This is a genomic window from Kribbella sp. NBC_01505 (genome assembly GCF_045040285.1).
Taxonomy (GTDB): Bacteria; Actinomycetota; Actinomycetes; order Propionibacteriales; family Kribbellaceae; genus Kribbella.
The window spans coordinates 7,965,847-7,991,840 of record NZ_CP109425.1 but is presented as its reverse complement, the minus strand read 5'-3'; the positions used below and the strand labels follow the sequence as shown (position 1 = coordinate 7,991,840).

Genomic DNA, 25,994 nt, shown 5'->3' with positions numbered 1-25,994 from the left:
GTCAGGGCTTGTGGCTGAGGCGACGGTAGGTGGACCAGCGGGACGGGGGGCGTTCGTTCTTGCTGGGGAGGATCTTGTGGATCGTGGTGGCGTCGGACTCCCACGCGTCGGCGGGGAGGTTGCCCAGGACGTCCTCGTAGATGGAGCGGATGACTTCGGCCTGGGCGGACCAGGAGAAGCGGCGCTTGAGCTTCGGGTCGTTGGCGATGCGCTCGCTGATGCGGTCGCGGTCGGCCAGTACGGTGCGAGTGGCGGCTACGAAGGCGTCCACGTTGCCGGCCGGGTAGACGGCGCCCAGATCGAGTGAGGTGACGAGCTCGGCCTGGGCAGGGGTGTCGCTGGTGATGATGGGGAGGTCGGCGGCCAGGTACTCGCAGAACTTGTTGGTGACGGCGATGTCGTGGTTCGGCGCGTGCAGCATCGGGCTGATGCCGATGGTCGCGCGGCGGATGTAGCGGGGGACCTCGTCGGACCGGACGAAGGGGGCCAGGTGCACGCGATCGGCGACGCCGAGCTCGGTGGCTCGGGCCTTGAGCTCGGCGATGACCTTGTTGGGATTCGCCACGATGGCCAGGTGTACGCCGGGGAGCTGGGGCAGGGAGTCGACGACCGTGGCGATGCCGCGGGCGCGGTCGACGCCCCCGGAGTACACGAGCAGGGGTACGTCGGCGGCCAGGCTCAGGACGTCGCGGAGGTCGTCGGCCTCGGCGTCGGGCAGTCGCTCGATCGGTGCGTTCAGTACGACGTCGGGCAGCACCCGCAGCTTGTGATCACGCTGGAGCCAGTGCGCCAGTGGCTCCGAGATGGTGATCACGCGGTCGGCGTCGGGGAGGAACTCACGCTCGAGATCGCTGTACGCGGCGACCTGCAGCGGCGGGACGACCGGCGTACCGGGGATGTACTCGTGCGCGTCGTAGATGAGTTTGATCTTGCGTCCGGCGAGGGCGGCGCGGTGGGTCGCGCGGGCGGCGATACCGAGCATGAACACGTCGTGCACGTGGATCAACTCGGGCTCGAGCTGGTCGAGGAGTGGACCGAGCGTGAGCTCGTGGTCGATCACCTCGGGCATCTGACGGCGCCAGCGGCCGGAGGGGAGCGAGCGGTGCAGGGCGATCATCCGCTCGCGCCGCTTGCCGATACCGAGGTCGGTGGCACGGTCCGCGCGGCGGGCCGGGAAGGCCCGGGCCTCGAGGACGGCGCGCTGCAGGATCAGTGCCCGCCAGCGCGCGGCGCGCTGGAGGCGGCTGCCGAGCGACTTCGAGCTGCCGGCGGACTCGGAACCGGATCCGCCGGGACCGCGGACGTCGCGGCCGCGGTCACCACGGAGCTCCCGGGTCGCGTACTGCCAGCGGCCCTTGGCGACCTCGTACTCGTCCTCGTCGCTGAACCACGGCCGCAGGCCGTCGAGCCGCTTGCGCCAGCCCGTCAGGCTCGCCCTCGACGGCACCTGCGGGCAGAAGACGTGCACACTGCCGTAGACGCGGCTGAACTGCGAACTGGAGACGCCGATACAGGTGACGTCGAGGTCCCACTTCGCGGCGGTCTGCGCGTACTTCAGCACGCGGGAGTCGCCGATGATCGAGTTGTCGGCCATCATCACGATCTTGCGCTTGGGTGGCGGCTGCCAGTCGGCCAGGACGTCGGGCGGGCCCTCGACCAGTCCGGCCAGCAGCCGGCCCGAACGACGGCCGTCGTGCACCTCCGCGACGAAGGCCGGGCCGCGCGCGGCGTACTCGCGGCTGCGCTCCGGGTTCGCGATGACGTCGAGCAGGACGGCTTCGAGGTCGTCGCCGGTCGCCTGGACGATCGGCAGCTCGAGGCCGGTGGCGGCGGTGACGTGGTCCCGGACGCTCTGGGACACGTGCGAGACCACGAGCCGGCCGGCGGCCATCGCCTCGCACGCGGCGACGCCGTAGCTGCCGATCCTGAACTGGTCCACGACGATGTCGGCGTCGCGGTAGACCGACGGCATCTGGTCGGGACCGACCCCCTCCACCCGGCGGTACTCGATCAGGCCGCGGCGGTCCAGCTCGGCCATGATCGGGTCGACCAGGTCGGAGCCCTTCATCGCGGCCTTGCTCGGTGCGTGCGCGACCACCGGGCGCTTGCGCTCGAGCACGGGAGTGTCACTGCGCCAGCGCTCCGGCTCGATCACGACCGGGCACCAGGTGGCGTTCGGGACGAAGTCGAGCAGGTCGGGTGTGGAGGCGTACGTCGGGCCGGGGTAGGAGTTGAACAGCTTGACCGAGCGGGTCGTGTTGGCCTCGAGCAGCTCGACGGTCCGGTCCTCCATGTACGGGAACGGCGACCATTGTTCCGACACCACGTGCCGGCTCGGGATCCGGACGTCGCTGCCGTGCGCCATCAGGCCCACTCGCAGCCCCTTGGCCAGCAGCTTGAGCAGGTCGCCGGAGCCGTCGTTGGCGTGCAGGACGCCGAACAACGGCCGGTTCGCCTCGATCAGCGCGTGGGTGTAGTTCGCCAGGACGTGCTCGTAGAACTCCGTCTGCCACTGCTTGTCGCCGTAGGTGGCCAGCGGGATCTGGTAGTCCGCCGGGAAGTCGAGCACCCCGTTGGTCCAGGCGTACGACGTCACGCTCGTGTCCGGTGCCTGGGCCTCGATCGCCCGCGCCCACAGATCCCCTTGGCCGGCGAAGTTCGCCGGGCCGATCAGCAACCGGTTGGGTACCGCGGGCGGCACCGGCATCGCCTTACTCACAATTACGATCTCCACACCCTCGGAATCGGTCGTCGTACCGCCACCTGGTCCGGTTCGGCGATCGAAGGAAAGACGTATCAAACCACCCGCAGGGTTGCATAGTGGTCCAGGCCGCCTTTCGCGCCCGAGAATATCCCGATCAGGCCGTTTTCCGTGCCTTCGGGCGGTCACCGGACTCCATTTCGGCACTGGCCGAATCTGGTCCGGCGCCCCCGAACCGTTCTCCCCGTGAACCGGAAGAACTGTTCAGGTCACGCGAATACTCCCCCGGGGTCAGCCGAAGGCGGCCAGGAGCTCCTTCAGCCGGCGCTCCTGCGCTGCACCTTCCGCTTTGAGTTGGTCGGCGTACGAGCGATCGGCGGCACCGAGCAGCAGCGCCTTCGTCTCCCGGACGGCACCGGCCAGCGGCGTCAGTACGGCGTCGGTCAGGTCCTTCACGGTCCCGGCGAGCTCTTCAGCCGGTACGACGATGTTCGCGAGGCCGATCTCCTTCGCCTCCGCGGCCTCGACCCAGCGGGTGGTCGCGCAAATCTCGAGGGCCCTCGAGTAGCCGACGAGCTGGACCAGCGGCTGGGTCCCACCAAGATCCGGGACCAGGCCGAGCGCGGGCTCCCGCATGCTGAAGCGGGCATCCGGGGTCAGGACGCGCAGGTCGCAGGCAAGCGCGAGCTGGAAGCCGGCGCCGACCGCGTGCCCCTGGACGGCCGCGATGCTGATGATGTTCGGGTTCCGCAGCCAGGAGAAGCCCGCCTGGAACTCGGCGACGATGTCGTAGACCTCTTCGGTCGGCTTCGCGCCGAGGCTGAGCAGCGGCTCCTCGCCCTGGTCGTTCTCACCCATGATGAGCCGCCGGTCCAGGCCCGCCGAGAACGACGGGCCCTCCCCCGACAGCACGACCACCCGGACGTCGTCCGGCAGCGACCGGCCGAAGTCGGCCAGTGCCCGCCACATCGCCGGGGTCTGCGCGTTGCGCACCTCCGGCCGGTCCAGTACGACGCGCGCCACCGGGCCATCCACCGAGAACCGCAGTCCGAGATCAGTCATGCGGCGTACATTACCCGAGAGTAGCTACGAGCGTCAGGCGAGCGAGACCAGGTCGGCGTAGTCGTTGGTCCAGAGGTCCTCGACGCCGTCGGGGAGCAGCAGGACACGCTCCGGCTCGAGCGCCTGCACCGCACCCTCGTCGTGGGTGACCAGCACGATCGCGCCCTTGTACGAGCGGATCGCGTTCAGCACCTCTTCACGCGAAGCGGGGTCCAGGTTGTTGGTGGGCTCGTCGAGGAGCAGGACGTTGGCCGCCGAGACCACCAGCGTGGCCAGCGCCAGCCGGGTCTTCTCCCCACCGGACAGGACCCGGGCGGGCTTGTCCGCGTCGTCCCCGGAGAACAGGAACGCACCGAGCACGCTGCGCGCCTGGGTCTCGTTCAGATCCGGGGCGGCGGTCTTCATGTTCTCGATGACCGTCCGGTTCACGTCCAGGGTCTCGTGCTCCTGGGCGTAGTACCCGAGCTTGAGGCCGTGACCGTCGATCACCTCACCGGTGTCGGACTTCTCGATCCCGGACAGCACCCGCAGCAGCGTGGTCTTCCCGGCACCGTTCAGTCCCAGTACGACGACGCGCGAGCCGCGGTCGATCGCCAGGTCGACGTCGGTGAAGATCTCCAGCGAGCCGTACGACTTGGACAGCTCCTTCGCCATCAACGGCGTCTTGCCGCACGGAGCCGGCGACGGGAACGAGATCTTCGCGACGCGGTCGGTACGACGCTCGTCCTCGAGCCCCGACATCAACTGCTCCGCACGCTTCAGCATCTGCTGCGCCGCGGTCGCCTTGGTCGCCTTGGCGCGCATCTTGTTCGCCTGGTCGACGAGCTGGGTCGCCTTCTTCTCGGCGTTCGAACGCTCGCGCTTGCGGCGGCGCTCGTCCTGCTCGCGCTGCGTCAGGTAGACCTTCCAGCCGACGTTGTAGACGTCGATCTCGGCCCGGTTCGCATCCAGGTGGAAGACCCGGGTGACCGTCTCCTGCAGCAGGTTCACATCGTGGCTGATCATGATCACGCCACCGGCGTACGACTTGAGGAAGTCGCGCAGCCAGACGATCGAGTCCGCGTCCAGGTGGTTGGTCGGCTCGTCGAGCAGCAGCGTCTCGGCCTGCGCGAACAGGATCCGCGCCAGCTCGACCCGACGGCGCTGACCACCGGACAGTGTGCCCAGCGGCTGGCCCAGCACACGATCCGGCAGGCCCAGGTTCGCCGCGATCCGAGCGGCCTCCGACTCAGCGGCGTACCCGCCGGCGGCATGCAGCTCCGCCTCGGCCCGCTCGTACCGTCGCATGCCCTTCGCGCGGGTCTTCTCGTCCGCGCTGGCCATCGACTTCTCCGCGGCCCGCATCCGGTGCACGACCTCGTCCAGCCCACGAGCGGACAGGATCCGGTCCCGAGCCAGTACGTCGAGGTCACCCGTCCGCGGGTCCTGCGGCAGATACCCGATCTCGCCCGACTTGGTCACCGACCCACTCGCCGGCAGCCCCTCCCCGGCCAGAATCTTCGTCAGCGTCGTCTTGCCGGCGCCGTTCCGCCCGACCAGCCCGACCTTGTCCCCCGGGCCGACCCGGAAAGACGCCGGCGACAGCAGCTGCCGAGCGCCGACACGCACCTCGAGATTGGAAGCAGTAATCATCGCGGTCGCAGGTGTCCTCAGGCTTGGGGGGCGTACAGGGGTGGCGGGTCGGCAGTGCGGTGTCACGACACGCCTACATCCCTCGCTCTGAGGTCTAGTCTAGTGGCTGTGAAATTCAATCCCGACGCGGATCTCGACACCAGTGGTATCGAGGACACCCGCGGCAGCGGTGGCGGACGGAGCGGCGGGCTTCCCGGAGGCATGATTCCGGTCGGCGGCGGCATCGGCGGCATCATCCTGCTGGTCGTCATCGTGCTGCTGAACGGCGGCATCCCGGGCCTCGGCAGTGACGGCGCCGAGGAGCCGACGAGCCAGAACACCGGCCCCGGCAGCCTCAACGCGTGCAAGAACGTCACCACGAGCAAGGACTGCCGCTTCGTGGCCGATCAGAACTCGATCCAGGGCTTCTGGTCCGCTGAGCTCCCCCGCCGTGGCAAGAAGTACGTTCCGGCCCCGATGCGCGTCTTCGACGGCCAGGTCAGCACCGGGTGTGGGCCCGCCACCAGCGCGGTCGGGCCGTTCTACTGCCCGCCGGACAAGCGCGTCTACCTCGAGCTCGGGTTCTTCGAGACCCTGCAGCAGGACCTGGGCGCCCAAGGTGGCGACTTCGCCGAGGCCTACGTGATCGCCCACGAGTACGGGCACCACATCCAGAACCTCTACGGCATCCTCGGCCGTATCAAGACCCGCTCGGGCCCGACCTCGGACTCCGTCCGCTCCGAGCTCCAGGCCGACTGCTTCGCCGGAATCTGGACCAACCACGCCACCACGGTCCCCAGCAAGAACGGCAAGCCCTTCATCCTCGACCTCACCGACGACGACATCGCCCGCGGCCTCGACGCCGCCGCCTCGGTGGGCGACGACCGCATCCAGTCCAAGACCCAGGGCCAGGTCGACCCCGAGTCCTTCTCCCACGGCACCGCCGACCAACGCATGCACTGGTTCAAGACCGGCCTCGACTCCGGCGACATGAACGCCTGCGACACCTGGTCCGCCAACCCCCTGTAAACCCGCCCGCTCCCCGCTCCGGGCGAAACGCGCCTTTGTGGAACCAAACGGGCGCCCAGTGACCGCAACGCTCCACAAAGGCAAGCCGAACCGGCGGGGCGGGTCAGGCTACTTGGGCGGGGCGGTGGTGGCCGGGGAGGAGTTCGTCTACTAGGGCGTCTGTTTCGGGTTCGGCGCCCCGGGGGGCGCCGTGCTTGGCCAGGGCTGTGTAGAGCTGGGTGGCTACGTTCGTCACGTCTTGGGAGGTGCCGAAGTGGGCGGCCAGGCGGAGGGTGGCTCGCCAGAGCTCCTCTGAGGCCGGGGAGAAGCTGAGGCCGGTCTGGAGGGCTGTGCGAGCCGTTTGGCCGTCGTTGTGGGTCAGGGAGGCGTCGGCCAGCTTGAGGGCCGCGTCGACGACTGCTTCGGCCATGCGGCGTTCGATGCCGGAGGATGCCAGCCATGAGTAGCGGCCGGCCGGGAGGTTGGCCCAGGCGGTGCCGTGGACGAGGGCGAGCGCCTTCGACAGGGCGGTTCGCGGATCCTCTTGCATGGTGGACTGCTTCGCCAGCGTGCGGAACACGTCCCAGTCGACGCGGACCACGCTGCGGTTCAGCATCCAGCGGCCGGACTCATCGGCGTACATGGCGTCCTTGCCGACCCAGCGCCGGGTGTGCTCCAGGGCGGCGTCACGCAGTTCGTCGCTGATGCCGCGCGGCCAGACGGCGCCCGCGAGCACGTTCGGGTGTACGCCGTAGTCCTGGCAGGCCAGGAACGCGATGATCTCGGTGGAGAGCGCGATCCGGCCGTCGTCGATGGCGCCGCGGGCGTCCACCTCGACCGGGCCGAGCAGGTCGACCTCGACCGGCGCGGGAAGCGAAAGGTCGGTCGTCGCGAACTCGTACGCCGGCATGTTCTGCTCGGTACGGCGCTTGTCCAGCGCATCGGACTCCGCCGCGTCGAACAGGCCGACCAGCTCGGTGACCTGCTCCGGCGTGACGCTGTGTGCCTCGACCTCGAGGCCGAGCAGGCGGCAGACGGCCCGGTTCTTCTCGTCGACGACGAAGCGCCACGGCGAACTGATCACGTCGCCGACCACGACAACCGCAATGCCACGCTTCTGGTCCTCGGCAAGCCGGTTCAGCTGGTCCTGCTCCTCCGGCGACGGCGGCGCGGACACGAAGACGATCTCCGCGTTCCACAGCGTCGGATCCGGGTCGGTTGTCCGGGCCTCGGCGACCGACGCAAGGGTCCGCCGTTCGCACGCCTGGACCTGCGCGTCCGTACGGCGGGTCACCTCGGACAGCGCAGCGTCCAACCGAACCCAGTAGCTCAGCCGGCCGGGAGCCACCGACGACAGGTCATCGCCGAACCCGACCATGCTCACATGCGCACCCTCGGACCACAGGTTCGTCGCGAGCTCGACGGCCAGCGAACCGACCACATCGCGGGAAGCGTCCGTGATGCCGCCGAAGCTGACGATGCCGTTCGCCGTGTCGAGGTCGACCAGCACAGTCGCGCCGTCGGCGTTCTCACCAATCGTCACCAGCGTCGGGTACGGCGCCGGCGCGCTCACCTCGCCGATCGGGCCGAGGCCGCGGCGCAGCGTCCAACGGGTGCCCTCGGCAATGACCTGCCACGGGCCGGGCGGAGCGGACTGCGCCTCGTACGGGTCGAGGACCAGCGTGAGCGCGGTGTCGGTCACCAGCGCGGCGACCACCTTCGGCATCGGGCGCTCGGTCTTCGCCATGTCCGCACCGAGTTGACGCAGCGCGGAGTCGACGAACTGGGCGGTCGGAATGTCTGATGCGAGGCGCAGGCTGATCTCGGTCTGGCGGTGCCCGGCGGCCTGCGAACCCGGGCCCTGCGCCCAGCCGCGGCGGCGCTTCAGCGCCAGCGCGAGACCGGCGGCGAGCAACGCCCCGCCGGAACCGTAGATCCCGGCCCGATTGAGGTCATCACCCGCAACCACCTGGGACTCAGCAGCCTGCGGGTCCCCCGCGACGCCACCGACAACGACCGACGAACCGGACTCGACGCCCTGGTCGGCCCAGCGCGAGCTGTGCTCAGGCGTCGCGGCCTTCGTCGGCTTGCTCACCGTCGTCTTGGCTGGGGCCTGCACCGTCGGCTTGGCGCCACCGACGTTGACCTGGACCGTGTGCACCCCCGCGCCCTTGGCATCGGCCGGCAGCCGCACCTGCCAGCCCGGCAGGATCAGATCCGGGTTGATCAGACGGCGGCCATCGGGCTGCAGCTTGTTGTGGTTGAGGTCGTAGATCTCCTTGTAGCGGCGGCCCTCCCCCAGATACCGCTCGGCGATGTCCCACAGGCAGTCGTAGTTGCGGCCGTGCGGCGGACGAACCTCGGTGTACTTGACGACGTGACTCTGGTGGCCGTTGTCCGTCCGGACGCCGGCAGGCGTCTTCGCCCCGGTCTGCACCGCACCGGACAGCACACTGCTCCGCTGCTCGGTCTGCCGGAACGACGAAGCAGACTCGTGCTCACCGCCCTGGACAGCCGACACCGAGGTCGGAACCGTGCCAGGGCTGGTGGTGAGAGCGCTCGCGACCGGCACACCGACGCCTGCGGCACCAGCGATCAGTACGACGGCGGAGATCAGCCTGCGCGCCAGAGTCTGCGAACCGCCACCAAGTGGGATCCGCGGTGACAATCCATGACCGCGGATCTCGCCGACCGCCTCGGCGATCAGGCAGATCACGAAATGCAGCCATGCCACCCAGATGAAGAAGGCGATGATCCCGAGCACCGAACGGATGTCGAGCTCGTCGAGCAGGACGTTCCACCTCGGCATCTGGTCCGGCCACGGCGTACCGAAGAAGTGCCACAGCACGTACGGCACCCCGGCGACGACCGCCACGATCGCCAGCAGCGCCACGAACCCCTTCAGCCGATCCGCGCCCGGACTCGACGACCGCTGCTGCGGCAACCGAGCCGGCCGCACCGGCTCACCGGTTCTCACCATGCTCGCTCCTCCATCCCCGTCCCCACCACGTCAGCCACCGATGGCCTGCACTTCCTGCACAGGCAACCGCTGCACAGCCTGGACGTGCGCGCGGCCGATCGGCTGCCACTGCGAGCCCGAGTTGATCCAGTAGGAGACTTCCCACGTGATGTCCAGCTTCACGGTGTACATGCCGTCGGGCTGGTTCGCGCTCGACCGCTTGTACACGTGCTTACAGGTGCTCAACTGGGTGAACGGGTCGCTGTTGTCGTCGTACCCGTCCGGGTCGTCGAGCGGGGTCACACCCATCGGGCAGGTGAACGGCTTCGAGCCGTCGCCCGGATCCACCGTCATCTCGACGACCAGCCCACGCATGATCAGGTTGTGGGTCTCGTCGTACAGGCCGCCGTTGATCTCGGCGGGGTCGACCTTCTTCGGGTCGGTCTTCTGCACGATCGCGCTGTCAGGTGTCAGCGTGAAGTACGCCGGCACGTTGACCCGCGGCGTGTACGTCGGCTTGACCTGCAGAATCGGTGCCGGGTAGCTGTCGCCGAACTGCCACCAGAACTCTTTCATGTAGTCGCGTTCCTGGCACTGCTCTTCTTCATCGGGACTGACCGGGACGATGGCGCGCGTCAGGTGCGCCTTGTCGCCGCCGTTCACCGTGTCGAGGTCGTAGTCGGCGATCGACAGCCGCAGCACGAACTTCTTCCCCCGGGGCGCCTTGGGCAGCTTGATCCCCTGCGGGACCTCGAAGTCCCGGCACGGAATGAAGACCTGCCCGTTCAGTTTCTCGCGCCAGGTCGGCGGCGGCACGCCCGGAGTCGCCGGGTAATACGCCTCACCGGAGCTGCAGAACGCGCCGAAACCGAACGAGTTCACGTACATGCTGCAGACGTTGTTGCCCGTCTGAATGGTGTCAGCGGTCGCGGTCGAGGCGGGAAAGGCCAGCAGCAGGGCGAACACTCCGCCCAACGCGACCAGCCCGCGACACACTCGGTTACGCATCCTCACTCCCCAGGCTAGTCTCATCGCAGATTATCCAGATCCAGGCGCGGAGTGACCGTTGTCCGGTATGCCGTCACCTGTTCGATATGTGAATTCGCTCGTTCCGATCTAGGCCGGATAACGCACCCCCGCACACGTCACGCCCTTCGTCGGCGCCAGCCTGTACGGCCGCCAGCCGAGCCCGGTCTTGATCATGTCGATCACCTGCGGTGAGCCCTGCGGCGCCGCCACGACCCACTGCTTCGTCCGCGGATTCCAGTACTGCGTGGTCTGCGAACGGCACAGGGTCAACCGGATCACGTTGTTCGGCTGGGTTATCACGCCGCGAACCACCACGCTGCCCGGAGGCTTCATCTCCCAGCCCTGCGTCCGCGCGTCGACGATCTCCTGCGAGACATCCGAGTAGAAGAACGAAGGGAACTTCGTCCGCAGGATGGTGTCGTCCTTGCTGACCAGCGCCTGGAAATACAGCGGATAGCTCTGCACGAGCCCTTGCACCGCTTGATTCGAGCCGAAGCTCCCCGGCACCACGACGACCTGGGCCTTCTTCGGCGAGGCACCGGTGGTCTGCGCCGACTCGGCGGGCGCGCTCGGCGACGTGGCGGCGGTAGCCGACGGCGTATCGGACGTTGTCGAGCTACTCGAATCGCCGCCCACCGGCACCGGGCGGCCGCCATCGCTGCCGCCGCCGCACCCGGCAAGCAGCACAGCACCAGCCAGCACGGCGGTCGGCAACGCAAGTGTTCGCACGGTGGACTTCCTTCGGATCATCGGGCTCACCGCCGGCTGGTGGGCGCCGACGTGGGCGGAGTCTTGGTGGCACCAGTCGGTGGCTTCGAGCTCTGCTCGCCATCGGTCGGGCTCGGGCTGGGTGTGATGCTCGGTGTACAGCTGGCCGGGAACGGGATCGGCTCGAGCGTCCAGATCGGCGTCGGCGATCCCACCGTCCACTCCGGACACGGGACATCGACCGTCGGCGGGACCGCCGTACTGGAGATTGTCCAGCCCGGGCCACCGGACTGTTGCGTGACGAAGATCGGCGGGATGGTGGGGCTGTCGTCGCTCTCCAGGACGCCTTGCTCGGCGTGGGCAGTGCCGGTGCCGGTGGACTTCAGGGAGGTCTTGCCGATCAGGCCGAGGAACGTTGTCTTGTTGGCGATTCCGACCGCGATGTCCACCTGGTCGGTGGTCAGCTTGGTGGGCGCACAAGAAATCACCGCAGGATCGTTGGAAGAGACCTGGGCGCAGAAGTCCGCGATCGCGGTGGCGGCCTTGGTGGTGTCGATCGTCGCTTCAGCCGTGTTCAGCTCGATGGTGGCGGCGCCTACCCGGGCGGCCTCCTGGGCGTAGCCGACCGCTCTCGAGCGGGCGCCCAACTGGCGGCCGCCGTCGATGACCAAACCGGCGAGGGTGAAGATCATCACCGCGAGAATGGCTACTGCAGGACTCAGCGCGCCGCGGGGGAAGACCCGGTGGTTGCCGGGGGCATCGATGCGGAAGAACTCGACGATGCGGGACCGCTGCGTCTCAGGAGCCATCGCGCACCCCGCGATACGGGTCGACCGAGGCGGTGAAGGTCTTGGTGATCGTGGTGTCGCCACCGATGCCGAGCAGGCTCAGGTCGCGGTAGTCGATGGTGCAGGTGACCTCGACGGTCATCGCGGCGCCGGCTGCGAGCGGGGTGGTGACCACGCCGGAAGCGCTTTCCTTGCAGGACTTGACCGCTTGGCCGACCGCCCGGGTGACGGCGGCGTCGACGCGCGCCTGGGCGTCGGTCTGGGAGCGGGACATGCTCGCGGCGCGGGCGCCGTCACGGGCCGCGCCCTCCAGCAGTGACGAGGTCTGGAAGTAGCGGCCACAGGCGAGCAGGAACATGAACAGGACCAGCAGAATCGGCGCCAGCACCGCCATCTCCAGCGCCATCGTGCCGCGCTCGTCACCGCGCAGTCGAGGCCGCTTCATTTGTCGTCCGCGTCGAACTGCTCGATCGGGCCGGTCGCCGTCCGCTCCACATGCAGCTTGAGCCCAGGGACCAGCGAAACCGTGTCACCGCTGACGGTGAACGAAACCATGCCCGCCGGATTGTTGTACGCCGGTGCTGCCACGACTGCATGCTGCAGAGTCGTCCCGCCCAGTTGGTTGGCGTACGACTCGATGTCGATCCGCACCTGCTCCCCCACCGCCTGGGTGTACACCGGCGGCTGCACCAGCCGGAGGCGGGAAACGCCTTCCTCGGCTGCGTTCAGCGCGACGGACCGGCCGTACAGGAAGAGCGCCGTCTGGATCGAGACGAAGATCAGCGCCATGATCGTCGGCGCGAGGATCGACAGCTCGAGGGCGCTCGCACCACGCTCGGACCGGCGCCGGCGGCCAAGGCCGGGGGTGCGGTCGGGCGAGACGGTCGGGGGGCGGACCAGCACGGTGGATCAGCCGTTCTCGATCTCGCCGGTGCGCTTGTCGATCACGCGCCGCACCACCAGGCCGATGGCCAGCGCGGCCGCGACCAGGATCGCCGAGATGATGGCCCACTCGAGCGCGGAGGCGCCGGCCTGCGTGTGGCCGCGGCGCGAGCGGGCGCGCTGGGCGTGCGCCCGTGCCACCGCGTAGCCGGCCATCGCCCGCCAGAACTGCAGTTCCGAGTTCATCCGAATGCCTTCCGATCATGAGGCCCGAAGCAGCCTCAGTATGCCTTGTACGACGGACAGATCCAGTCGAACCGAATCAGGTCACTTGCCCAGGATCGCGATTCCGGCCGGGAATCCGAGGAACAACATGAACGCCGCGCACATCACCAACTGAGCGACCAGCATCGACTGTGAACGCTCGCCGGCCTTGCCCTCGACATCGGCCAATTCCTTGCGACGCAGGGATGCTGCCCGGGCCAGCAGCGAGGCGCGGATCTTCGCGCCTTCGTCACCGGCCAATGCGAGCGCCGAAGCCAGGTCGCGGAGCTCCTCGACCCCGAGGTCCTCGCCGAGCCGGGCCATCGCGTCCCACGGCGTGATGCCGATCAGCCGTGCATTCGCGAGGGCCTGCCGGATCCTCGCCATCGCCCAGTGGTCACCGATCGTGGACGCCGTCATCAGCGCCTCGGGCAGACCACGGCCGCCGGCCAGGTTCATCGCGACCAGGTCCAGGAAGCTGCCGACCACATGCCGGAAGTCCCGCCGTCGCGCCTCAGCCTCCTGCCGTAGTGCCAGGTCAGGAAGGAAGAACGCGAAGGCCATCGCGCCCAGCGTCACGACGGCCGGGGTCGCCCCCGGAGCGGACAGGCCGAGCGCGCCGAACAGGAACAGCACCACCGGGATGAAAATCATCGCGCCGAGGGCGAAGAGCACCTTGGTCGCCAGCATCGCCGCGAAGGGCTGGTTCATCACCGCGAGGTCGCGGCGCAGCTTGCCGAAGGCCCACCCGCGCGCGTTCGCCTCGGCCTCGAGCCGCTGACCGAGCGTGTGCCGCGCCCGGTCGATCCCGCCGAGCACACGCTCACCGGCAGCGCTCGTCGTCGCGCCACCACCGCGGCCGGCGTCGATCCGGGCGATGGTCGAGAGCACGTTGGCGCGCGGCCGGATCAGCATCCGCACCAGCAGGTACACACCGAGCCCGACCAGAGCGCCGGTCAGGAAAGCCCACATCATCCGCCCACCACCTCCATCCGCTCGTCACTGGCCCGCTTGTGGCTACCACCGATCAGGAACCGCTCGGGGACCTCGATCTTGGCGAGCTTGCGCAGCCAGACCAGACCGATCGCGTAGAGCCCGATCACGATGAAGAGCACGAACTGCCCGATGAAACTCGTGTACGGCGCGACGTAGGCCGGGTTGAACAGCACCAGCGCGGCCGCGACGAGCAGCGTGATCGCGACGACCACCTGGACCGATCGCCGGGTGGACCTCCGTTCGGCCGCGACCTTTCGCCGTACGTCGAGCTCCTCGCGCGCCGAATCGGCCAGCGCGGTCAGGACTTCGCGCAGACCGGGGCCACGCAGCCGGGCGTTCAGGACGAGCGCGGCCACGATCAGATCGGCGGAAGGATCGTCGAGGTCGTCGGCGAACCGCATGAGTGCCGAGGGCAACGGTTCGCGGATCCGCAACCGGTCGACCAGCAGGTTCAGGCCGGGCTTGATCGCCGGGGCCGCGTTCACCGCGGTCGCCGGGATGGCCTGCTCGAGGCCGACCGCACCGGCGATCGTGTCGCGCAGCGCCTCGGTCCAGGTGGCCAACGCCTCCAGCCGCTCGATCGACCGTCGTTCTTCACCGGTACCGCCGAAGAAGCGGTCGGCCAGCGCGGCCAGCAGACCGAGCGCCGCGGCGAGCACCAGCCACTGCGTCACGACCAGTACGACGAGGCCGACGCCGATGCCGACGCCGAGCCGGATCAGGTTCTTGCGGTTCTCGGCACCGCCGCCGCGACGGAACATCGACGGCGTCGCGTCCCGCGGTTCGGTGCCGCGGATCGCGATGATCAGCAGCAGGACGGCACCGCCGACGACAGCTCCGCACAGCAGGGCAAGGAGGGTCTGATTGCTCATCTCGTCACGCCCACGATCCGTGCACCAGCGGCGCGTACCCGAAGTGCTCGAGCTCGTCCATGCAGGCGATCGGCGCGTGGGCCGCGGCACGACCGTCCGGCCCGGGCGCGAACACCTCGCCCGACAACACCCGCCCGTCCCATCCGGTGACTTCGCGGATGCTCTCGACGTACCGGCTCAGGCCGCCGCCGTGCTGGTAGTCGTTGTGCTTGCGGACGAAGACCACGAAGTCGAGGGCGCCCGCGATCAGCATCTGGGTCGCCTCCATCGGCAGCCGTTCGCTCGCCTGGATGGCGTAGGTGCTGATCCGGTTGAACACCTCGACCGAGCTGTTCGAATGGATCGTCGACAGTGAGCCGTCGTTGCCCTGGCTCATCGCGTTCAGCATGGTGACGATCTCGTCGCCCAGTACCTCACCGACGATCACCCGCGACGGGTTCATCCGCAGCGATCGGCGGACCAGGTCGGCCATGTGCACCGCGCCCATGCCCTCCGAGTTCGGCAGGCGTTCCTCGAAGGCGACGACGTTCGGGTGCAGGTCCTTGAACTCACCGAGGCCCAGCTCCAGCGAGCGCTCCACCGTGATCAGTCGCTCGTGCCGGTCGATCTCGTTCGCCAGCGCGCGCAGCAGGGTCGTCTTCCCGGAGTTCGTCGCGCCGGCGATCATGATGTTCTTCCGCGCCCGGACGGCGGCGGTCAGGAAGGAGGCGACCTCCGGCGAGAAGGTGCCATTGGCAACCAAATCGCGGAGGAAGACCCGGCCGAGCCGCGCCCGCCGGATCGAGACCGAGGGGCGCGAAGTCACACCCATGACTGCCGAGAGCCGCGAGCCGTCCGGGAGCCGCAGGTCGAGCTGTGGGTTCGCGGAGTCGAACGGGCGACTCGTCAGACCGGCGTGGGCCGCCAGCACCTGGATCAGCTCGACCAGTTCCTCGTCGCTCTCGGCGACCGGACCAGGCGTCTCCTCACGACCGTCGCCGTACTGGACGAAGACCTCGTCGAAGCCGTTGATGTCGATGTTCTCGACGTCGGGATCATCGATCAGCGGCTGCAGCCGCCCGACGCCGAACAGCGCGGAGTGGATCGCGCCGGCGATCTGCGCGTCGTCGTCCGGAGTCGGCGGCGTGCGGCCCTCGGCCAGCTCGTAGCGCGCGTGGTCCTCCAGCACCTGGACGATCAGCGATCGCGCGTACTCGCGCTCGTCCTCGGCGCTCATCGGCGGTACGCCGTTCACCTGGTCGCGACGGCGTTGTTCGTTCAGCCGGTCGGCGACCTGGGAACGCAGCCGGCGTACCAGCTCCTGGTCGGCGCTCATCGCTCGCCCAGGGGGAACGCGGCCTCGGCCATGTCCAAGTCCTGCGGTGACGCGACCAGTGCGGCCATCTCCGCGGTGATGTCGGTCGCGGACCGGATCAGCTGGGTCTTCGCGAGCCGGCCGTGGCCGCGTCCTTCGAAGAACGCCGCACCGACCGGGTCGAAGGCCAGATGCCACCGGTGTCGCACCGGCACGGACATCGCGTCCAGCACGGACCAGACCTGCTTGACCGCGTCACGCTGCTTCGGATCGGCCACGACGACCACTCCGAGTTGTGCGTCGACCTGGCTGGCCAGTGCGGCCAGCCGCTCCCGCAGGTGCGCTACAGACGAACCAGTTGCCGAGCACACCAACACGATCAGGCGCGCGGAGTAGACGATCGGCAGCTGCGGCGAGGTCGTGCTGATCCGACCGCAGTCAGCCAGTACGTCGCCGAACTGCATCTGGTTGAACGTCAGGCCCAGTGGATGCCACAGACCGCCCATGCCGCCGACCTGCTCAGGTGAGCGCACACCGAGCAGTACGTCGAGACCGCCGTCGAGCTGCTGGCCGTGCGCGAGGATGACCTCGTCACCGAGGCCCTTGCGGCTTGCGGCCGCCAGACTGACCAGTCCGCGATCCGAGTTCAGCGGCGTACCGCCAGGTGCGGTCATCCGGATCGCTACGTCGCTCCCGGACGGGTCACACTCGGCCAGCAGCACCTGCCGCGGCCAGAGTGCTCCCAGCACCAGACTGGCGGTGGTGACGCCTGGAGAACCCTTGGCGCTCGCAAGTGCGACGAGAGCCATCAGCCGCCCCCGCTGGTGCGCGCGACGTCGGTCCTGGTCCCGGGGTTCAGCTTCACGAGCACCAGCGTCTTCGAGGACGCGGCGGCAGCTACGGCCGCAGCCTTCCCAGCCGGCACGAGGATGCTCACGTTCAGCGTGTTGACCGTGGATCCCTTGTCTGCGACGACTCCACCCTTGGCGTCCATCACCAGCGCCGCTCCGACCAGTGACGCCGGACCGACCGTGTCCTGGTTCGCGGTCGGCACTCGGATCACCTGAACGAGGTCGCCCGGGCTCAGCCCGTCGGACGGTGCCCGGCCGGCGTCGAGCACCACGCCGACCTTCGCGCCCGAAGGCGGGATCGGGATGTCGCCGGTCAGATTGCCCTTGGTCAGGAACTGGTCCCTGTACACCCAGCCGGTCGTGTACCTGCCCAGCACCGTGTTGCGGTCCGACCACTTGATCAGGGCATCGGTCGCACCCGCCAGATCGCCTTTGGCCAGGTCCTTGTCGGTCATCAGATGACCCGGTGGAATCGAATCCAGCCCAACGGCCACGTAGTCCTGGCGATTGCCGCTGTTCAGGGCGATGAGGGCGGAACCGGCGGCGCCGAGCAGGATCAGGATGACGGCGAGGGCGGCCAGAGCAGGGCGGCGCTCTCGGTTGTTGGGGAGGCGGTTCGTACCACTGCCGCCCGATCGACCGGTACGGCGGGCGTTCGGGGCGGGAGTACGCGCGGACGACGAGAGACTCACGGGCCCACCGTAATGGCATGCCTGCCACTCGGCGTGTGCTTGTTACCGGCTCGCGACCAGGCCGCGCGCTTCCGAGGTCAAAAGGGCGGTGAAGGTGCCCGCCCTGACCCAGAACTGGTCTAGGTAGGTGCACCGCACAAGACGTGAATCGTTCACCGAACGGCCGCTTCGAGCACCTGGTGAGTCACCGGAAGTTCGCCGGCGTACTTTGCGCAGCGGCGTGTCTGCCCACCAAGATGCCGCAGGCAACGAGCCTTCAGTACTACGAGGGTTCGGGCTCCGTCAGCTCGATCCGGATCGACCGCGCATCCGCGCCGGCCGCCTCCAGCACCTTCTGCTTCGGATCCGCCACCCCCAGGAACGGCGGCCGGACCAGCGCGGCGATCTTCTTCAGCCGCGGGTCCTCCAGCACCGTCTCGATCGCCCGCCGGTCTCCCCCACACACCAGCGCATCCAACCGAGCCCCGGCCAGGATCCGTACGGCGACCTCCGTGGCCGCCGCGAACGCCTCCCGCGCCTGGTTGTCACGCCGCCGCGCGAACCGCTGCTGCGACCATCCACCGGCCTTCGTCGTCCCCTGCACATGCCGGGACCCGACCTTCGAGTCCACCAGCCGCGGTCCCACGAAAACCCCCGCGCCATACCCACCGCGCCGTACCAGCAGGAGTCCGAGCCGGTGCTCCCCCACCACATGCGCAACCAGCCCCTCGCGACTCAAGTCCACGAGAGGCTGGAAGGGCACATCCACCACGGCCACCGCCCCGTCCGCCGCAGACACCGTCACCTGATGCGGTGCTACAGCGAACGAGACGTCGCCATGGCGTTCACCGAATCCGCTCAGCCACCTGTCCAAGCGCTCCGGCGAGACTGAAACGACTCGGCTCATTCGGCCGAGGCCGGTTCGTCCCAGGGATTGACGACCTCAACGCCGAAACCTGCGAAATCAGCGACATTTCTCGTCGCAACCACCGCTCCTTGTGAGGCCGCAATGGCAGCGATCATCCCGTCCTCGACCGACGTCGCCCGTCCTGCGGCCGCGCGGGCGACACGGATCGAGGCATGCGCCCTGGCTGCTTCTTCGTCATAGTCCAGCAGCCGATCTTGCGCTGCCCTGATCAGTCGCTCGACAGCCTCGGTGAGGTTAGTGCGTCTGCGTCCTTCCGGGAGTCGCCGCACGCCGTACAGCAGCTCCGACACCGTGACCGTGGTGATGGCAAGCTCAGGCCCGTTGTCTGCCAGCCAAGCCAGCACCGCCGCACTCGGAGCTTTCCTCAGGGGCTCGGAAAGGACGTTCGTGTCCGCGACAATCACGCGAGGTCGACCTCGCGTGATGCGGACCGCTCCGGCAACTCAAGCTCGTCGCCGCGGAGATCTTCAGCCGTATTCAGCCAGTCGTCGATGAAATTCGCGGGAGTCCGCACAGCCGAATCCAGGATCGCCCGCGCTTCCGCCTCCATTGAACGATTGTGCTTGGCTGCCCGCTTCTTCAGCGCGCGACGGGTCGCCTCCGGCACATTGCGGAGTGTCAGTGTGGCCATGAGCCGCCCCTTCCTGAATTCCCCTGCTTGCTGTCAATGCTAGCAGGTTGAGGTCGAGGGGACTCTCGGTCACACGTTGAAGCCGAGGGCGCGGAGCTGGTCGCGGCCGTCGTCGGTGATCTTCTCGGGGCCCCACGGCGGCATCCAGACCCAGTTGATCCGGAAGTCGTTGACGAGGCCTTCGAGCGACATCCGGGTCTGGTCCTCGATGACGTCGGTCAGCGGGCAGGCCGCGGACGTCAGGGTCATGTCGATGATCGCGGTGCTGGTGTCGTCGACGGTGACGCCGTAGATCAGGCCGAGGTCGACGACGTTGATGCCGAGCTCGGGGTCGACGACGTCCTTGAGCGCCTCCAGCACGTCCTCGACCGGGGGCGGCGTGCTGCCGGTGCCGGCCTGGGCCGCGGCGGCTGCTTCGAGGTCGACCTCGGGCAGCTCGATCTTCTCGTCGGTCTGGTCAGGCATTCTTCACTCCTTCTTTGGCAGCCAGCGCTTGGGCGGTGGCGTCGCGCCAGGCCGACCAGCCCAGCAGTGCGCACTTCACGCGGGCGGGGAACTGGGCGACGCCCGCGAAGGCGACGCCGTCCTCCAGAACCTCTTCGTCCGGCTCGATGGTCCCGCGGCTCTGCATGAGCTCGAGGAACTTCTCGTACGTCGCCATGCCCTCGGCGACCGGCTTGCCGATCACCAGGTCCGACATCACCGACGTCGCCGCCTGGCTGATCGAGCAGCCGACGCTGTGGTGGGTGACACCCTTCACGGTGTCACCGTCGAGCTCGACGCGGAGCGTGACCTCGTCCCCGCAGGACGGGTTCACGTGGTGCACCTCCACGTCGTACGGGTCCGCGAGCCCCGCGTGGTGCGGGGTCCGATAGTGATCCAGGATGATCTCCTGGTACAGGCTGTCGAGCTGCATTGATCAGTCCACCTTGCTCTATCTAATGTCAAGCAAGCTTGAAGAAGCTACGGACGAATCCGAGGCCGTCGACGAGCGCGTCGATCTCCTCGGGAGTCGTGTACAGGTAGAAAGACGCTCTGGTCGACGATTGCATTCCGAACCGCTCGTGCACCGGACGCGCACAGTGGTGTCCGGCCCGGACGGCGATGCCGCGCGTGTCCAGCACGGTCGACACGTCGTGCGGGTGGACGCCGGCCAGCTCGAAGCTGATCGCACCACCGTGGTCGACGGCGTCGGTCGGACCGAGCAGCTTCAGCCCGGGCACCGTCTTCAGTCCCTCGAGCGCGTACTCGACGATCGCGTGCTCGTGCGCGGCGATCTTGTCCATGCCGATGCCGGACAGGTAGTCCAGCGCGGCACCCAGACCGACCGCCTGCGCGATCGGCGGCGTACCGGCCTCGAACCGGGCCGGCGGCGGTGCGTAGGTCGAACCCGTCATCCGGACGATCTCGATCATCTCGCCGCCACCCAGGAACGGCGGCAGCGAAGCGAGCAGGTCGTACCGGCCCCAGAGCACGCCGATACCGGTCGGGCCGACGACCTTGTGCCCGGTGAAGACGAGCATGTCCGCCCCGAGCGTGGACACGTCGACCGGGAACTGCGGCACGGCCTGCGACGCGTCGACGACCACCGTCGCGCCGACCGCGTGCGCCTTGGCCGCCACGTCGGCGATCGGGTTGATCGTGCCGAGCGCGTTCGAGACCCAGGTGAGCGAGACAACCTTCGTCTGCTCGGTCAGCAGCTCGTCGATGTTCGACAGGTCGAGCCGGCCGTCCTCGGTGACGCCGAACCACTTCAGCGTCGCACCGGTGCGCTCACACGCCAGCTGCCACGGGACGATGTTGCTGTGGTGCTCCATCTCGGAGATCACCACGACATCGCCCGGCTTCAGTGACGCGCCGAGCGTGTGCGCGGCCAGATTGAGCCCCTCGGAGGCGTTCTTGGTGAAGACGATCTCGTCGCGGTTGGTGGCGCCGATGAACGCCGCCACCTTGTCCCGGCCACCCTCGTACGCCGCCGTGGCCTCCGCGCCGAGCTGGTGCATGGCGCGGGCGACGTTGGCGTTGTGCTTCAGGTAGTGATCGGAGATCGCCTGGACCATCTGGGTCGGCTTCTGCGAAGTGTTCGCCGAGTCCAGGTAGACCAAGGGGAGCCCACCCGCGAGCTCACGGCTCAGGATGGGGAAGTCCGCCCGGACCGATTGCAGGTCCAGGGGACTGCTGAACGTCCGGGCGTCGGTCACTTGGCAGTCGCCTTCAGGAAGCGCTCGTAGCCGTTCGCCTCGAGCTCGTCGGCCAGCTCGGCGCCACCCTCTTCGGCGACCTTGCCGTCGACGAACACGTGCACGAAGTCCGGCGTGATGTAGCGCAGGATCCGCGTGTAGTGGGTGATCAGCAGAACGCCCTTGTCACCCTTCTCCGCGAACCGGTTGACGCCGGTGGAGACGATCTTCAGCGCGTCGATGTCGAGGCCGGAGTCGGTCTCGTCGAGGATCGCGATCTTCGGGTCGAGCAGCTCCAGCTGGACGATCTCGTGGCGCTTCTTCTCACCACCGGAGAAGCCCTCGTTCACGTTCCGGGTGCCGAAGTCGGCGTCCATGTCCAGGTCGGCGAGCGCCTTGTTGACGTCCTTGACCCAGGTGCGCAGCTTCGGGGCCTCGCCGTCGATGGCGGTCTTCGCGGTGCGCAGGAAGTTCGACACCGACACACCGGGGACCTCGACCGGGTACTGCATGGCCAGGAACAGGCCGGCCCGGGCGCGCTCGTCGACAGTCATGTCGAGCACGTCCTCGCCGTCCAGCGTCACGGTGCCGCCGGTGACGTTGTACTTCGGGTGACCGGCGATCGAGTACGCCAGCGTGGACTTGCCGGAACCGTTCGGGCCCATGATCGCGTGCGTCTGACCACCGGCGATGGTCAGGTCGACGCCGCGCAGGATCTCCTTCGGGCCGTTCTCGGTGTCGACCGACACGTGCAGGTCGCGAATCTCGAGTGTCGCCATGAGGTTTTCTCTATCTCCGTCTGCTCTACAGGGACTTCTGATTTAGGGGGTTCTTGACGTCGACCAGTACGTCGGCACCGTCGAGGCGAACCGGGTAGACCGGGACCGGGTCGTACGCCGGCAGGCTGAGCGGCTCGCCGGTGCGCAGGTCGAAGCGGGATCCGTGCAACCAGCACTCGATCTCGCAGTTGCCGACGTCACCCTCGGACAGCTGGATCTGCGCGTGCGAACATTCGTCCCGCACCGCGAAGTACTGTCCTTCGCTCTTCACGACCGCGACCTCGACGCCACCGATCTCCACCGCGACGACTCCTTCGTCGGGTACGTCGGTGGCGGCGCAGGCGCGCTCAAAACTGTCGCTCACTGGCCGAGAGCCGCCTTGGCCGACAGGCTCAGCTCGGCGGTGCGGGCCAGCTTGGTTTCGATCACCTCGTGCAGGTGGTCGACGACCTCGGGGACACCGATCTTGCCGATGATGTCGTTGAAGAAGCCGGACACGACCAGCCGGCGGGCGGCGTCCTCGGGGATACCGCGGGCCTGCAGGTAGAACAGCTGCTCGTCGTCGAACCGGCCGGTCGCGGACGCGTGTCCCGCGCCCTCGATCTCGCCGGTCTCGATCTCCAGGTTCGGCACCGAGTCGGCGCGGGCGCCCTCGGTCAGGACCAGGTTGCGGTTCAGCTCGTAGGTGTCGGTGCCCTCGGCCGCCGCGCGGATCAGCACGTCGCCGATCCAGACCGAGCGAGCGTTGTCACCGGCCAGCGCGCCCTTGTAGTGCACGTTGCTCTTGCAGTTCGTCGCCTCGTGGTCGACGAAGAGCCGGTGCTCGTGGTGCTGGCCCGACTCGGCGAAGTACACCCCGAGGAACTCGGCGTCGCCACCAGGACCGGCGTACCGGACGTTGGCGTTGATCCGGACGACCTTGCCACCGAGCGTCACGACGACGTGCTTGAGCTTGGCGTCGCGGCCGATCAGCGAGTCGTGCTGGGCGAGGTGCAGCGAGTCGTGGTCACCCTGCTGGATGCTCACCACCCGCAGCTCGGAGCCGTCGCCGACCTTGATCTCCACGTTGGTGCTCAGCTCGCCGGCACCGGTGTGATCGATGATCACGAGACCTCGGCTGTGCCGGCCGGCCTCGATGATCAGGTGCGTGTACCCGCGGCCGCCGAGGCTGGCCACGTTCACGTGCACCGGCTCGGTCAGCTCGGCCTCGTTCGGGATCCGGACGGCCAGCGCGGACGGGGACTGCTTCCACGCGATCGCGGACGGACGGTCCTGCGGAGTCAGGACCTTGAGCGCGTCGGCGACGACGGTCTCGATCTCGACCCGCTCCGGGCCCGAGGCGTCGATCTTCGGCGTCTCGGTGCCTTCGGAGTCCTCGAACAGCGCCTTCAGCACCTTGATCGGGGTGAAGCGCCACTCCTCCTCGCGCCCGTTCGGCACCGGGAAGACGTCGACGTCGTACGACGTGGGCCGCTCGCTCCGGGCCTGCAGCGGGACCGGGGAGCCCGGCCCGTGCGAATGCGCCTTGTTGCCAGTGGCAACCAGAGTTTCGACGCTGTCAACCGTTTGCGGCATCAGCCGACGGCCCCTTCCATCTGCAGCTCGATGAGCCGGTTGAGTTCCAGCGCGTACTCCATCGGGAGCTCGCGGGCGATCGGCTCGATGAAGCCGCGGACGATCATCGCCATCGCCTCGTCCTCGGCCATCCCCCGGCTCATCAGGTAGAAGAGCTGGTCGTCGCTGACCTTGGAGACGGTCGCCTCGTGCCCCATCGCGACGTCGTCCTCGCGGACGTCGACGTACGGGTAGGTGTCGGACCGGCTGATCGAGTCGATCAGCAGGGCGTCACAACGGACCGTGGACTTGCTGTGGTGGCTGCCCGGCGCGACCTCGACCAGACCCCGGTACGACGTCCGGCCGCCACCGCGGGCGACGGACTTCGAGATGATCGAGCTCGACGTGTACGGCGCGTTGTGCACCATCTTCGAGCCGGCGTCCTGGTGCTGGCCCTCGCCGGCGAACGCGATCGACAGCGTCTCACCCTTGGCGTGCTCGCCCATCAGGTAGACGGCCGGGTACTTCATCGTCACCTTGGAGCCGATGTTGCCGTCGATCCACTCCATGGTCGCGCCCTCTTCGCAGGTGGCGCGCTTGGTGACCAGGTTGTAGACGTTGTTCGACCAGTTCTGGATCGTCGTGTAGCGGCAGCGGGCGCCCTTCTTCACGATGATCTCGACGACCGCGGAGTGCAGCGAGTCCGACTTGTAGATCGGCGCGGTGCAGCCCTCGACGTAGTGCACGTAGGCACCCTCGTCGACGATGATCAGCGTCCGCTCGAACTGGCCCATGTTCTCGGTGTTGATCCGGAAGTAGGCCTGCAGCGGGATGTCCACCTTGACGCCCTTGGGCACGTAGATGAACGAGCCGCCGGACCAGACCGCCGTGTTCAGCGCGGCGAACTTGTTGTCGCCGACCGGGATCACGGAGCCGAAGTACTCCTTGAACAGCTCCGGGTGCTCCTTCAGGCCGGTGTCGGTGTCCAGGAAGATGACACCCTGCTCCTCCAGGTCCTCGCGGATCTGGTGGTAGACGACCTCCGACTCGTACTGCGCGGCGACGCCGGCCACGAGGCGCTGCTTCTCCGCCTCGGGGATGCCGAGCCGGTCGTAGGTGTTCTTGATGTCCTCGGGCAGGTCTTCCCAGCTGGTGGCCTGCTTCTCCGTCGACCGGACGAAGTACTTGATGTTGTCGAAGTCGATGCCGGACAGGTCGGCACCCCACGACGGCATCGGCTTGCGGTCGAAGAGCTTCAGGCCCTTCATCCGCAGGTCCAGCATCCACTCGGGCTCGCTCTTCAGCGTCGAGATGCCTTGCACCACCTCGGCGCTGATGCCGCGCTTGGCGACCGAGCCGGCAGCGTCACTGTCGGACCAGCCGAACTTGTACGTACCGAGCCCGTCGAGCTCCGGGTGAGCGGTTTGCGTCATCGTGCAGTCCTCGCAGATTCGCCGTCGGATACAGGAGAAACCGGCTCTGTGACTACCTGGCCGGGGATGTGCGTCGTACAGACACCGTCGCCGTGGGCGATGGTGGCCAGCCGCTGGACGTGCCGGCCGAGCAACCGGGAGAACTCCTCGGTCTCGGCCTCACACAGCTGGGGGAACTGCTCGGCCACATGGGCGACCGGGCAGTGGTGCTGGCAGAGCTGAGCGCCCTGGCCAGCCTGTTGGGTGGAGGCGGCATAGCCGTCGGCTGTGAGCGCCTGGGCCAGAGCCTCCACCTTGGAACCGTCCGGAGCCGCGTCGACCAGCACTCCGTAGCGCTGTCCTACCTCGGCGGCGCGACGGCGCGCGAACTCCGCGACCGCCTCGTCCCCGCCGGCCTCCGCGATGAACTGCAGCGCGGTGGCGGCCAGGGCGTCGTACGCCTGGTGGAACGCGTGCCGGCCGGTGTCGGTCAGCACGAAGACCTTCGCGGGGCGACCGCGGCCACGGGGGCCGTAGACGCGCTCCTCGCGGGCCTCGACCAGGCCCTCCTCGAGCAGGTGGTCCAGGTGCCGACGGACGGCAGCAGGGGTCAGCTCGAGGCGCTCGGCCAGCACAGCCGCGCTGGACGGGCCGTTGGTCAGGATCGACCGGGCAACCCGGTCGCGAGTGGACTCGTCCCGCGCGCTGCCGGTGCCGGCAGGCGCCGCGGCAGTCCCCTTCTCAGGAGTCGCGGAAGTTTTCACAACATCAGTGTCGCGTAAATAGCGGAGCCCTTCAAATAAGGCTCCCCTAA

27 protein-coding genes are annotated in these 25,994 nt (G+C 68.3%); 1 reads left to right on the top strand and 26 read right to left on the bottom strand.

The genetic code is table 11. The features are described from left to right. Position 1 precedes the first annotated feature (1 nt). The 3 genes from OG474_RS37540 to OG474_RS37530 all read right to left on the bottom strand — a co-directional run bounded on the left by OG474_RS37540 (position 2) and on the right by OG474_RS37530 (position 5,395). Positions 2–2,719, bottom strand: coding sequence for a glycosyltransferase (locus OG474_RS37540; protein WP_405058400.1), 2,718 nt, complete (start codon positions 2,717–2,719; stop codon positions 2–4). A 273-nt stretch (positions 2,720–2,992) separates the two neighbouring features. Then, positions 2,993–3,763, bottom strand: a complete 771-nt coding sequence (locus tag OG474_RS37535; RefSeq protein ID WP_405058399.1) for an enoyl-CoA hydratase/isomerase family protein — start codon at positions 3,761–3,763, stop codon at positions 2,993–2,995. Positions 3,764–3,796: 33 nt separating this feature from the next. Beyond that, positions 3,797–5,395, bottom strand: coding sequence for an ABC-F family ATP-binding cassette domain-containing protein (locus tag OG474_RS37530; protein WP_405058398.1), 1,599 nt, complete (start codon positions 5,393–5,395; stop codon positions 3,797–3,799). Between the two features lie 108 nt (positions 5,396–5,503). Here OG474_RS37530 and OG474_RS37525 point away from each other — a divergent pair, with 108 nt between their 5' ends. After that, on the top strand, positions 5,504–6,403 hold the full coding sequence (locus tag OG474_RS37525; protein ID WP_405058397.1) for a neutral zinc metallopeptidase: 900 nt from the start codon (positions 5,504–5,506) through the stop codon (positions 6,401–6,403). A gap of 103 nt (positions 6,404–6,506) precedes the next feature. Here the strand turns inward: OG474_RS37525 and OG474_RS37520 are convergent, their stop codons facing one another. The 23 genes from OG474_RS37520 to OG474_RS37410 all read right to left on the bottom strand — a co-directional run bounded on the left by OG474_RS37520 (position 6,507) and on the right by OG474_RS37410 (position 25,944). Continuing rightward, positions 6,507–9,362, bottom strand: coding sequence for a hypothetical protein (locus tag OG474_RS37520; RefSeq protein ID WP_405058396.1), 2,856 nt, complete (start codon positions 9,360–9,362; stop codon positions 6,507–6,509). A 30-nt stretch (positions 9,363–9,392) separates the two neighbouring features. Next, entirely contained in the window at positions 9,393–10,349 is a 957-nt protein-coding gene (locus OG474_RS37515; protein WP_405058395.1) for a hypothetical protein, read from the bottom strand. A gap of 108 nt (positions 10,350–10,457) precedes the next feature. Beyond that, complete coding sequence (locus OG474_RS37510; RefSeq protein ID WP_405058394.1) at positions 10,458–11,099, bottom strand: hypothetical protein; 642 nt, start codon at positions 11,097–11,099, stop codon at positions 10,458–10,460. A gap of 26 nt (positions 11,100–11,125) precedes the next feature. Then, positions 11,126–11,887 (bottom strand): TadE/TadG family type IV pilus assembly protein, encoded by a 762-nt coding sequence (locus OG474_RS37505; RefSeq protein WP_405058393.1) that lies wholly within the window; start codon positions 11,885–11,887, stop codon positions 11,126–11,128. Then, the gene (locus tag OG474_RS37500; protein ID WP_405058392.1) at positions 11,877–12,311 is read right to left on the bottom strand and encodes a TadE/TadG family type IV pilus assembly protein; all 435 of its coding nucleotides are present in this window, start codon (positions 12,309–12,311) and stop codon (positions 11,877–11,879) included. The genes OG474_RS37505 and OG474_RS37500 overlap by 11 nt, the downstream gene beginning before the upstream one ends. Then, entirely contained in the window at positions 12,308–12,769 is a 462-nt protein-coding gene (locus OG474_RS37495; protein ID WP_405058391.1) for a TadE/TadG family type IV pilus assembly protein, read from the bottom strand. Before OG474_RS37495 ends, OG474_RS37500 begins: the two co-directional genes overlap by 4 nt. 6 nt (positions 12,770–12,775) lie before the next feature. After that, positions 12,776–12,994 carry a hypothetical protein gene (locus OG474_RS37490; RefSeq protein ID WP_405058390.1) on the bottom strand — a complete coding sequence of 73 codons (219 nt, stop codon included), beginning with the start codon at positions 12,992–12,994 and terminating at the stop codon, positions 12,776–12,778. An 81-nt stretch (positions 12,995–13,075) separates the two neighbouring features. Further along, positions 13,076–13,987, bottom strand: a complete 912-nt coding sequence (locus tag OG474_RS37485; RefSeq protein WP_405058389.1) for a type II secretion system F family protein — start codon at positions 13,985–13,987, stop codon at positions 13,076–13,078. Continuing rightward, a complete protein-coding gene (locus OG474_RS37480; RefSeq protein ID WP_405058388.1) occupies positions 13,984–14,880 on the bottom strand; it encodes a type II secretion system F family protein in 897 nt (298 codons plus the stop codon). Before OG474_RS37480 ends, OG474_RS37485 begins: the two co-directional genes overlap by 4 nt. Positions 14,881–14,884: 4 nt before the next feature. Then, positions 14,885–16,195 (bottom strand): CpaF family protein, encoded by a 1,311-nt coding sequence (locus OG474_RS37475; protein ID WP_405058387.1) that lies wholly within the window; start codon positions 16,193–16,195, stop codon positions 14,885–14,887. After that, positions 16,192–16,983, bottom strand: a complete 792-nt coding sequence (locus OG474_RS37470) for a hypothetical protein (RefSeq protein ID WP_405058386.1) — start codon at positions 16,981–16,983, stop codon at positions 16,192–16,194. The genes OG474_RS37475 and OG474_RS37470 overlap by 4 nt, the downstream gene beginning before the upstream one ends. Further along, positions 16,983–17,717, bottom strand: a complete 735-nt coding sequence (locus OG474_RS37465; protein WP_405058385.1) for a hypothetical protein — start codon at positions 17,715–17,717, stop codon at positions 16,983–16,985. Before OG474_RS37465 ends, OG474_RS37470 begins: the two co-directional genes overlap by 1 nt. 262 nt (positions 17,718–17,979) lie before the next feature. Continuing rightward, positions 17,980–18,603, bottom strand: a complete 624-nt coding sequence (locus OG474_RS37460; protein WP_405058384.1) for an acVLRF1 family peptidyl-tRNA hydrolase — start codon at positions 18,601–18,603, stop codon at positions 17,980–17,982. Beyond that, positions 18,600–19,028, bottom strand: coding sequence for a type II toxin-antitoxin system VapC family toxin (locus OG474_RS37455; protein ID WP_405058383.1), 429 nt, complete (start codon positions 19,026–19,028; stop codon positions 18,600–18,602). Before OG474_RS37455 ends, OG474_RS37460 begins: the two co-directional genes overlap by 4 nt. After that, positions 19,025–19,255, bottom strand: a complete 231-nt coding sequence (locus OG474_RS37450) for a FitA-like ribbon-helix-helix domain-containing protein (protein ID WP_405058382.1) — start codon at positions 19,253–19,255, stop codon at positions 19,025–19,027. Before OG474_RS37450 ends, OG474_RS37455 begins: the two co-directional genes overlap by 4 nt. 69 nt (positions 19,256–19,324) lie before the next feature. After that, entirely contained in the window at positions 19,325–19,720 is a 396-nt protein-coding gene (locus OG474_RS37445; protein ID WP_405058381.1) for a metal-sulfur cluster assembly factor, read from the bottom strand. After that, a complete protein-coding gene (gene sufU, locus OG474_RS37440; protein ID WP_405058380.1) occupies positions 19,713–20,171 on the bottom strand; it encodes a Fe-S cluster assembly sulfur transfer protein SufU in 459 nt (152 codons plus the stop codon). The genes OG474_RS37445 and sufU overlap by 8 nt, the downstream gene beginning before the upstream one ends. 28 nt (positions 20,172–20,199) lie before the next feature. Continuing rightward, a complete protein-coding gene (locus OG474_RS37435; RefSeq protein ID WP_405058379.1) occupies positions 20,200–21,456 on the bottom strand; it encodes a cysteine desulfurase in 1,257 nt (418 codons plus the stop codon). Then, complete coding sequence (gene sufC / locus OG474_RS37430; protein ID WP_405058378.1) at positions 21,453–22,214, bottom strand: Fe-S cluster assembly ATPase SufC; 762 nt, start codon at positions 22,212–22,214, stop codon at positions 21,453–21,455. Before sufC ends, OG474_RS37435 begins: the two co-directional genes overlap by 4 nt. Before the next feature lie 25 nt (positions 22,215–22,239). After that, on the bottom strand, positions 22,240–22,578 hold the full coding sequence (locus OG474_RS37425) for a non-heme iron oxygenase ferredoxin subunit (RefSeq protein WP_405058377.1): 339 nt from the start codon (positions 22,576–22,578) through the stop codon (positions 22,240–22,242). Next, the gene (gene sufD, locus OG474_RS37420; RefSeq protein ID WP_405058376.1) at positions 22,575–23,789 is read right to left on the bottom strand and encodes a Fe-S cluster assembly protein SufD; all 1,215 of its coding nucleotides are present in this window, start codon (positions 23,787–23,789) and stop codon (positions 22,575–22,577) included. The genes OG474_RS37425 and sufD overlap by 4 nt, the downstream gene beginning before the upstream one ends. Beyond that, on the bottom strand, positions 23,789–25,201 hold the full coding sequence (gene sufB, locus OG474_RS37415; RefSeq protein ID WP_405058375.1) for a Fe-S cluster assembly protein SufB: 1,413 nt from the start codon (positions 25,199–25,201) through the stop codon (positions 23,789–23,791). Before sufB ends, sufD begins: the two co-directional genes overlap by 1 nt. After that, complete coding sequence (locus OG474_RS37410) at positions 25,198–25,944, bottom strand: helix-turn-helix transcriptional regulator (protein WP_405058374.1); 747 nt, start codon at positions 25,942–25,944, stop codon at positions 25,198–25,200. The genes sufB and OG474_RS37410 overlap by 4 nt, the downstream gene beginning before the upstream one ends. Positions 25,945–25,994: the final 50 nt, after the last annotated feature.

What these genes read in the sequence shown, in the direction of transcription:
- OG474_RS37505 (WP_405058393.1), bottom strand. Translation starts at nt 11,887, where the DNA reads ATGGCTCCTGAGACGCAGCGGTCCCGCATCGTCGAGTTCTTCCGCATC.
- OG474_RS37450 (WP_405058382.1), bottom strand. Translation starts at nt 19,255, where the DNA reads ATGGCCACACTGACACTCCGCAATGTGCCGGAGGCGACCCGTCGCGCG.
- sufU (WP_405058380.1), bottom strand. Translation starts at nt 20,171, where the DNA reads ATGCAGCTCGACAGCCTGTACCAGGAGATCATCCTGGATCACTATCGG.
- OG474_RS37530 (WP_405058398.1), bottom strand. Translation starts at nt 5,395, where the DNA reads ATGATTACTGCTTCCAATCTCGAGGTGCGTGTCGGCGCTCGGCAGCTG.
- OG474_RS37460 (WP_405058384.1), bottom strand. Translation starts at nt 18,603, where the DNA reads ATGAGCCGAGTCGTTTCAGTCTCGCCGGAGCGCTTGGACAGGTGGCTG.
- OG474_RS37520 (WP_405058396.1), bottom strand. Translation starts at nt 9,362, where the DNA reads ATGGTGAGAACCGGTGAGCCGGTGCGGCCGGCTCGGTTGCCGCAGCAG.
- OG474_RS37490 (WP_405058390.1), bottom strand. Translation starts at nt 12,994, where the DNA reads ATGAACTCGGAACTGCAGTTCTGGCGGGCGATGGCCGGCTACGCGGTG.
- OG474_RS37475 (WP_405058387.1), bottom strand. Translation starts at nt 16,195, where the DNA reads ATGAGCGCCGACCAGGAGCTGGTACGCCGGCTGCGTTCCCAGGTCGCC.
- OG474_RS37535 (WP_405058399.1), bottom strand. Translation starts at nt 3,763, where the DNA reads ATGACTGATCTCGGACTGCGGTTCTCGGTGGATGGCCCGGTGGCGCGC.
- sufC (WP_405058378.1), bottom strand. Translation starts at nt 22,214, where the DNA reads ATGGCGACACTCGAGATTCGCGACCTGCACGTGTCGGTCGACACCGAG.
- OG474_RS37445 (WP_405058381.1), bottom strand. Translation starts at nt 19,720, where the DNA reads ATGCCTGACCAGACCGACGAGAAGATCGAGCTGCCCGAGGTCGACCTC.
- OG474_RS37500 (WP_405058392.1), bottom strand. Translation starts at nt 12,311, where the DNA reads ATGAAGCGGCCTCGACTGCGCGGTGACGAGCGCGGCACGATGGCGCTG.
- OG474_RS37480 (WP_405058388.1), bottom strand. Translation starts at nt 14,880, where the DNA reads ATGAGCAATCAGACCCTCCTTGCCCTGCTGTGCGGAGCTGTCGTCGGC.
- sufB (WP_405058375.1), bottom strand. Translation starts at nt 25,201, where the DNA reads ATGACGCAAACCGCTCACCCGGAGCTCGACGGGCTCGGTACGTACAAG.
- sufD (WP_405058376.1), bottom strand. Translation starts at nt 23,789, where the DNA reads ATGCCGCAAACGGTTGACAGCGTCGAAACTCTGGTTGCCACTGGCAAC.
- OG474_RS37470 (WP_405058386.1), bottom strand. Translation starts at nt 16,983, where the DNA reads ATGGCTCTCGTCGCACTTGCGAGCGCCAAGGGTTCTCCAGGCGTCACC.
- OG474_RS37515 (WP_405058395.1), bottom strand. Translation starts at nt 10,349, where the DNA reads ATGCGTAACCGAGTGTGTCGCGGGCTGGTCGCGTTGGGCGGAGTGTTC.
- OG474_RS37485 (WP_405058389.1), bottom strand. Translation starts at nt 13,987, where the DNA reads ATGATGTGGGCTTTCCTGACCGGCGCTCTGGTCGGGCTCGGTGTGTAC.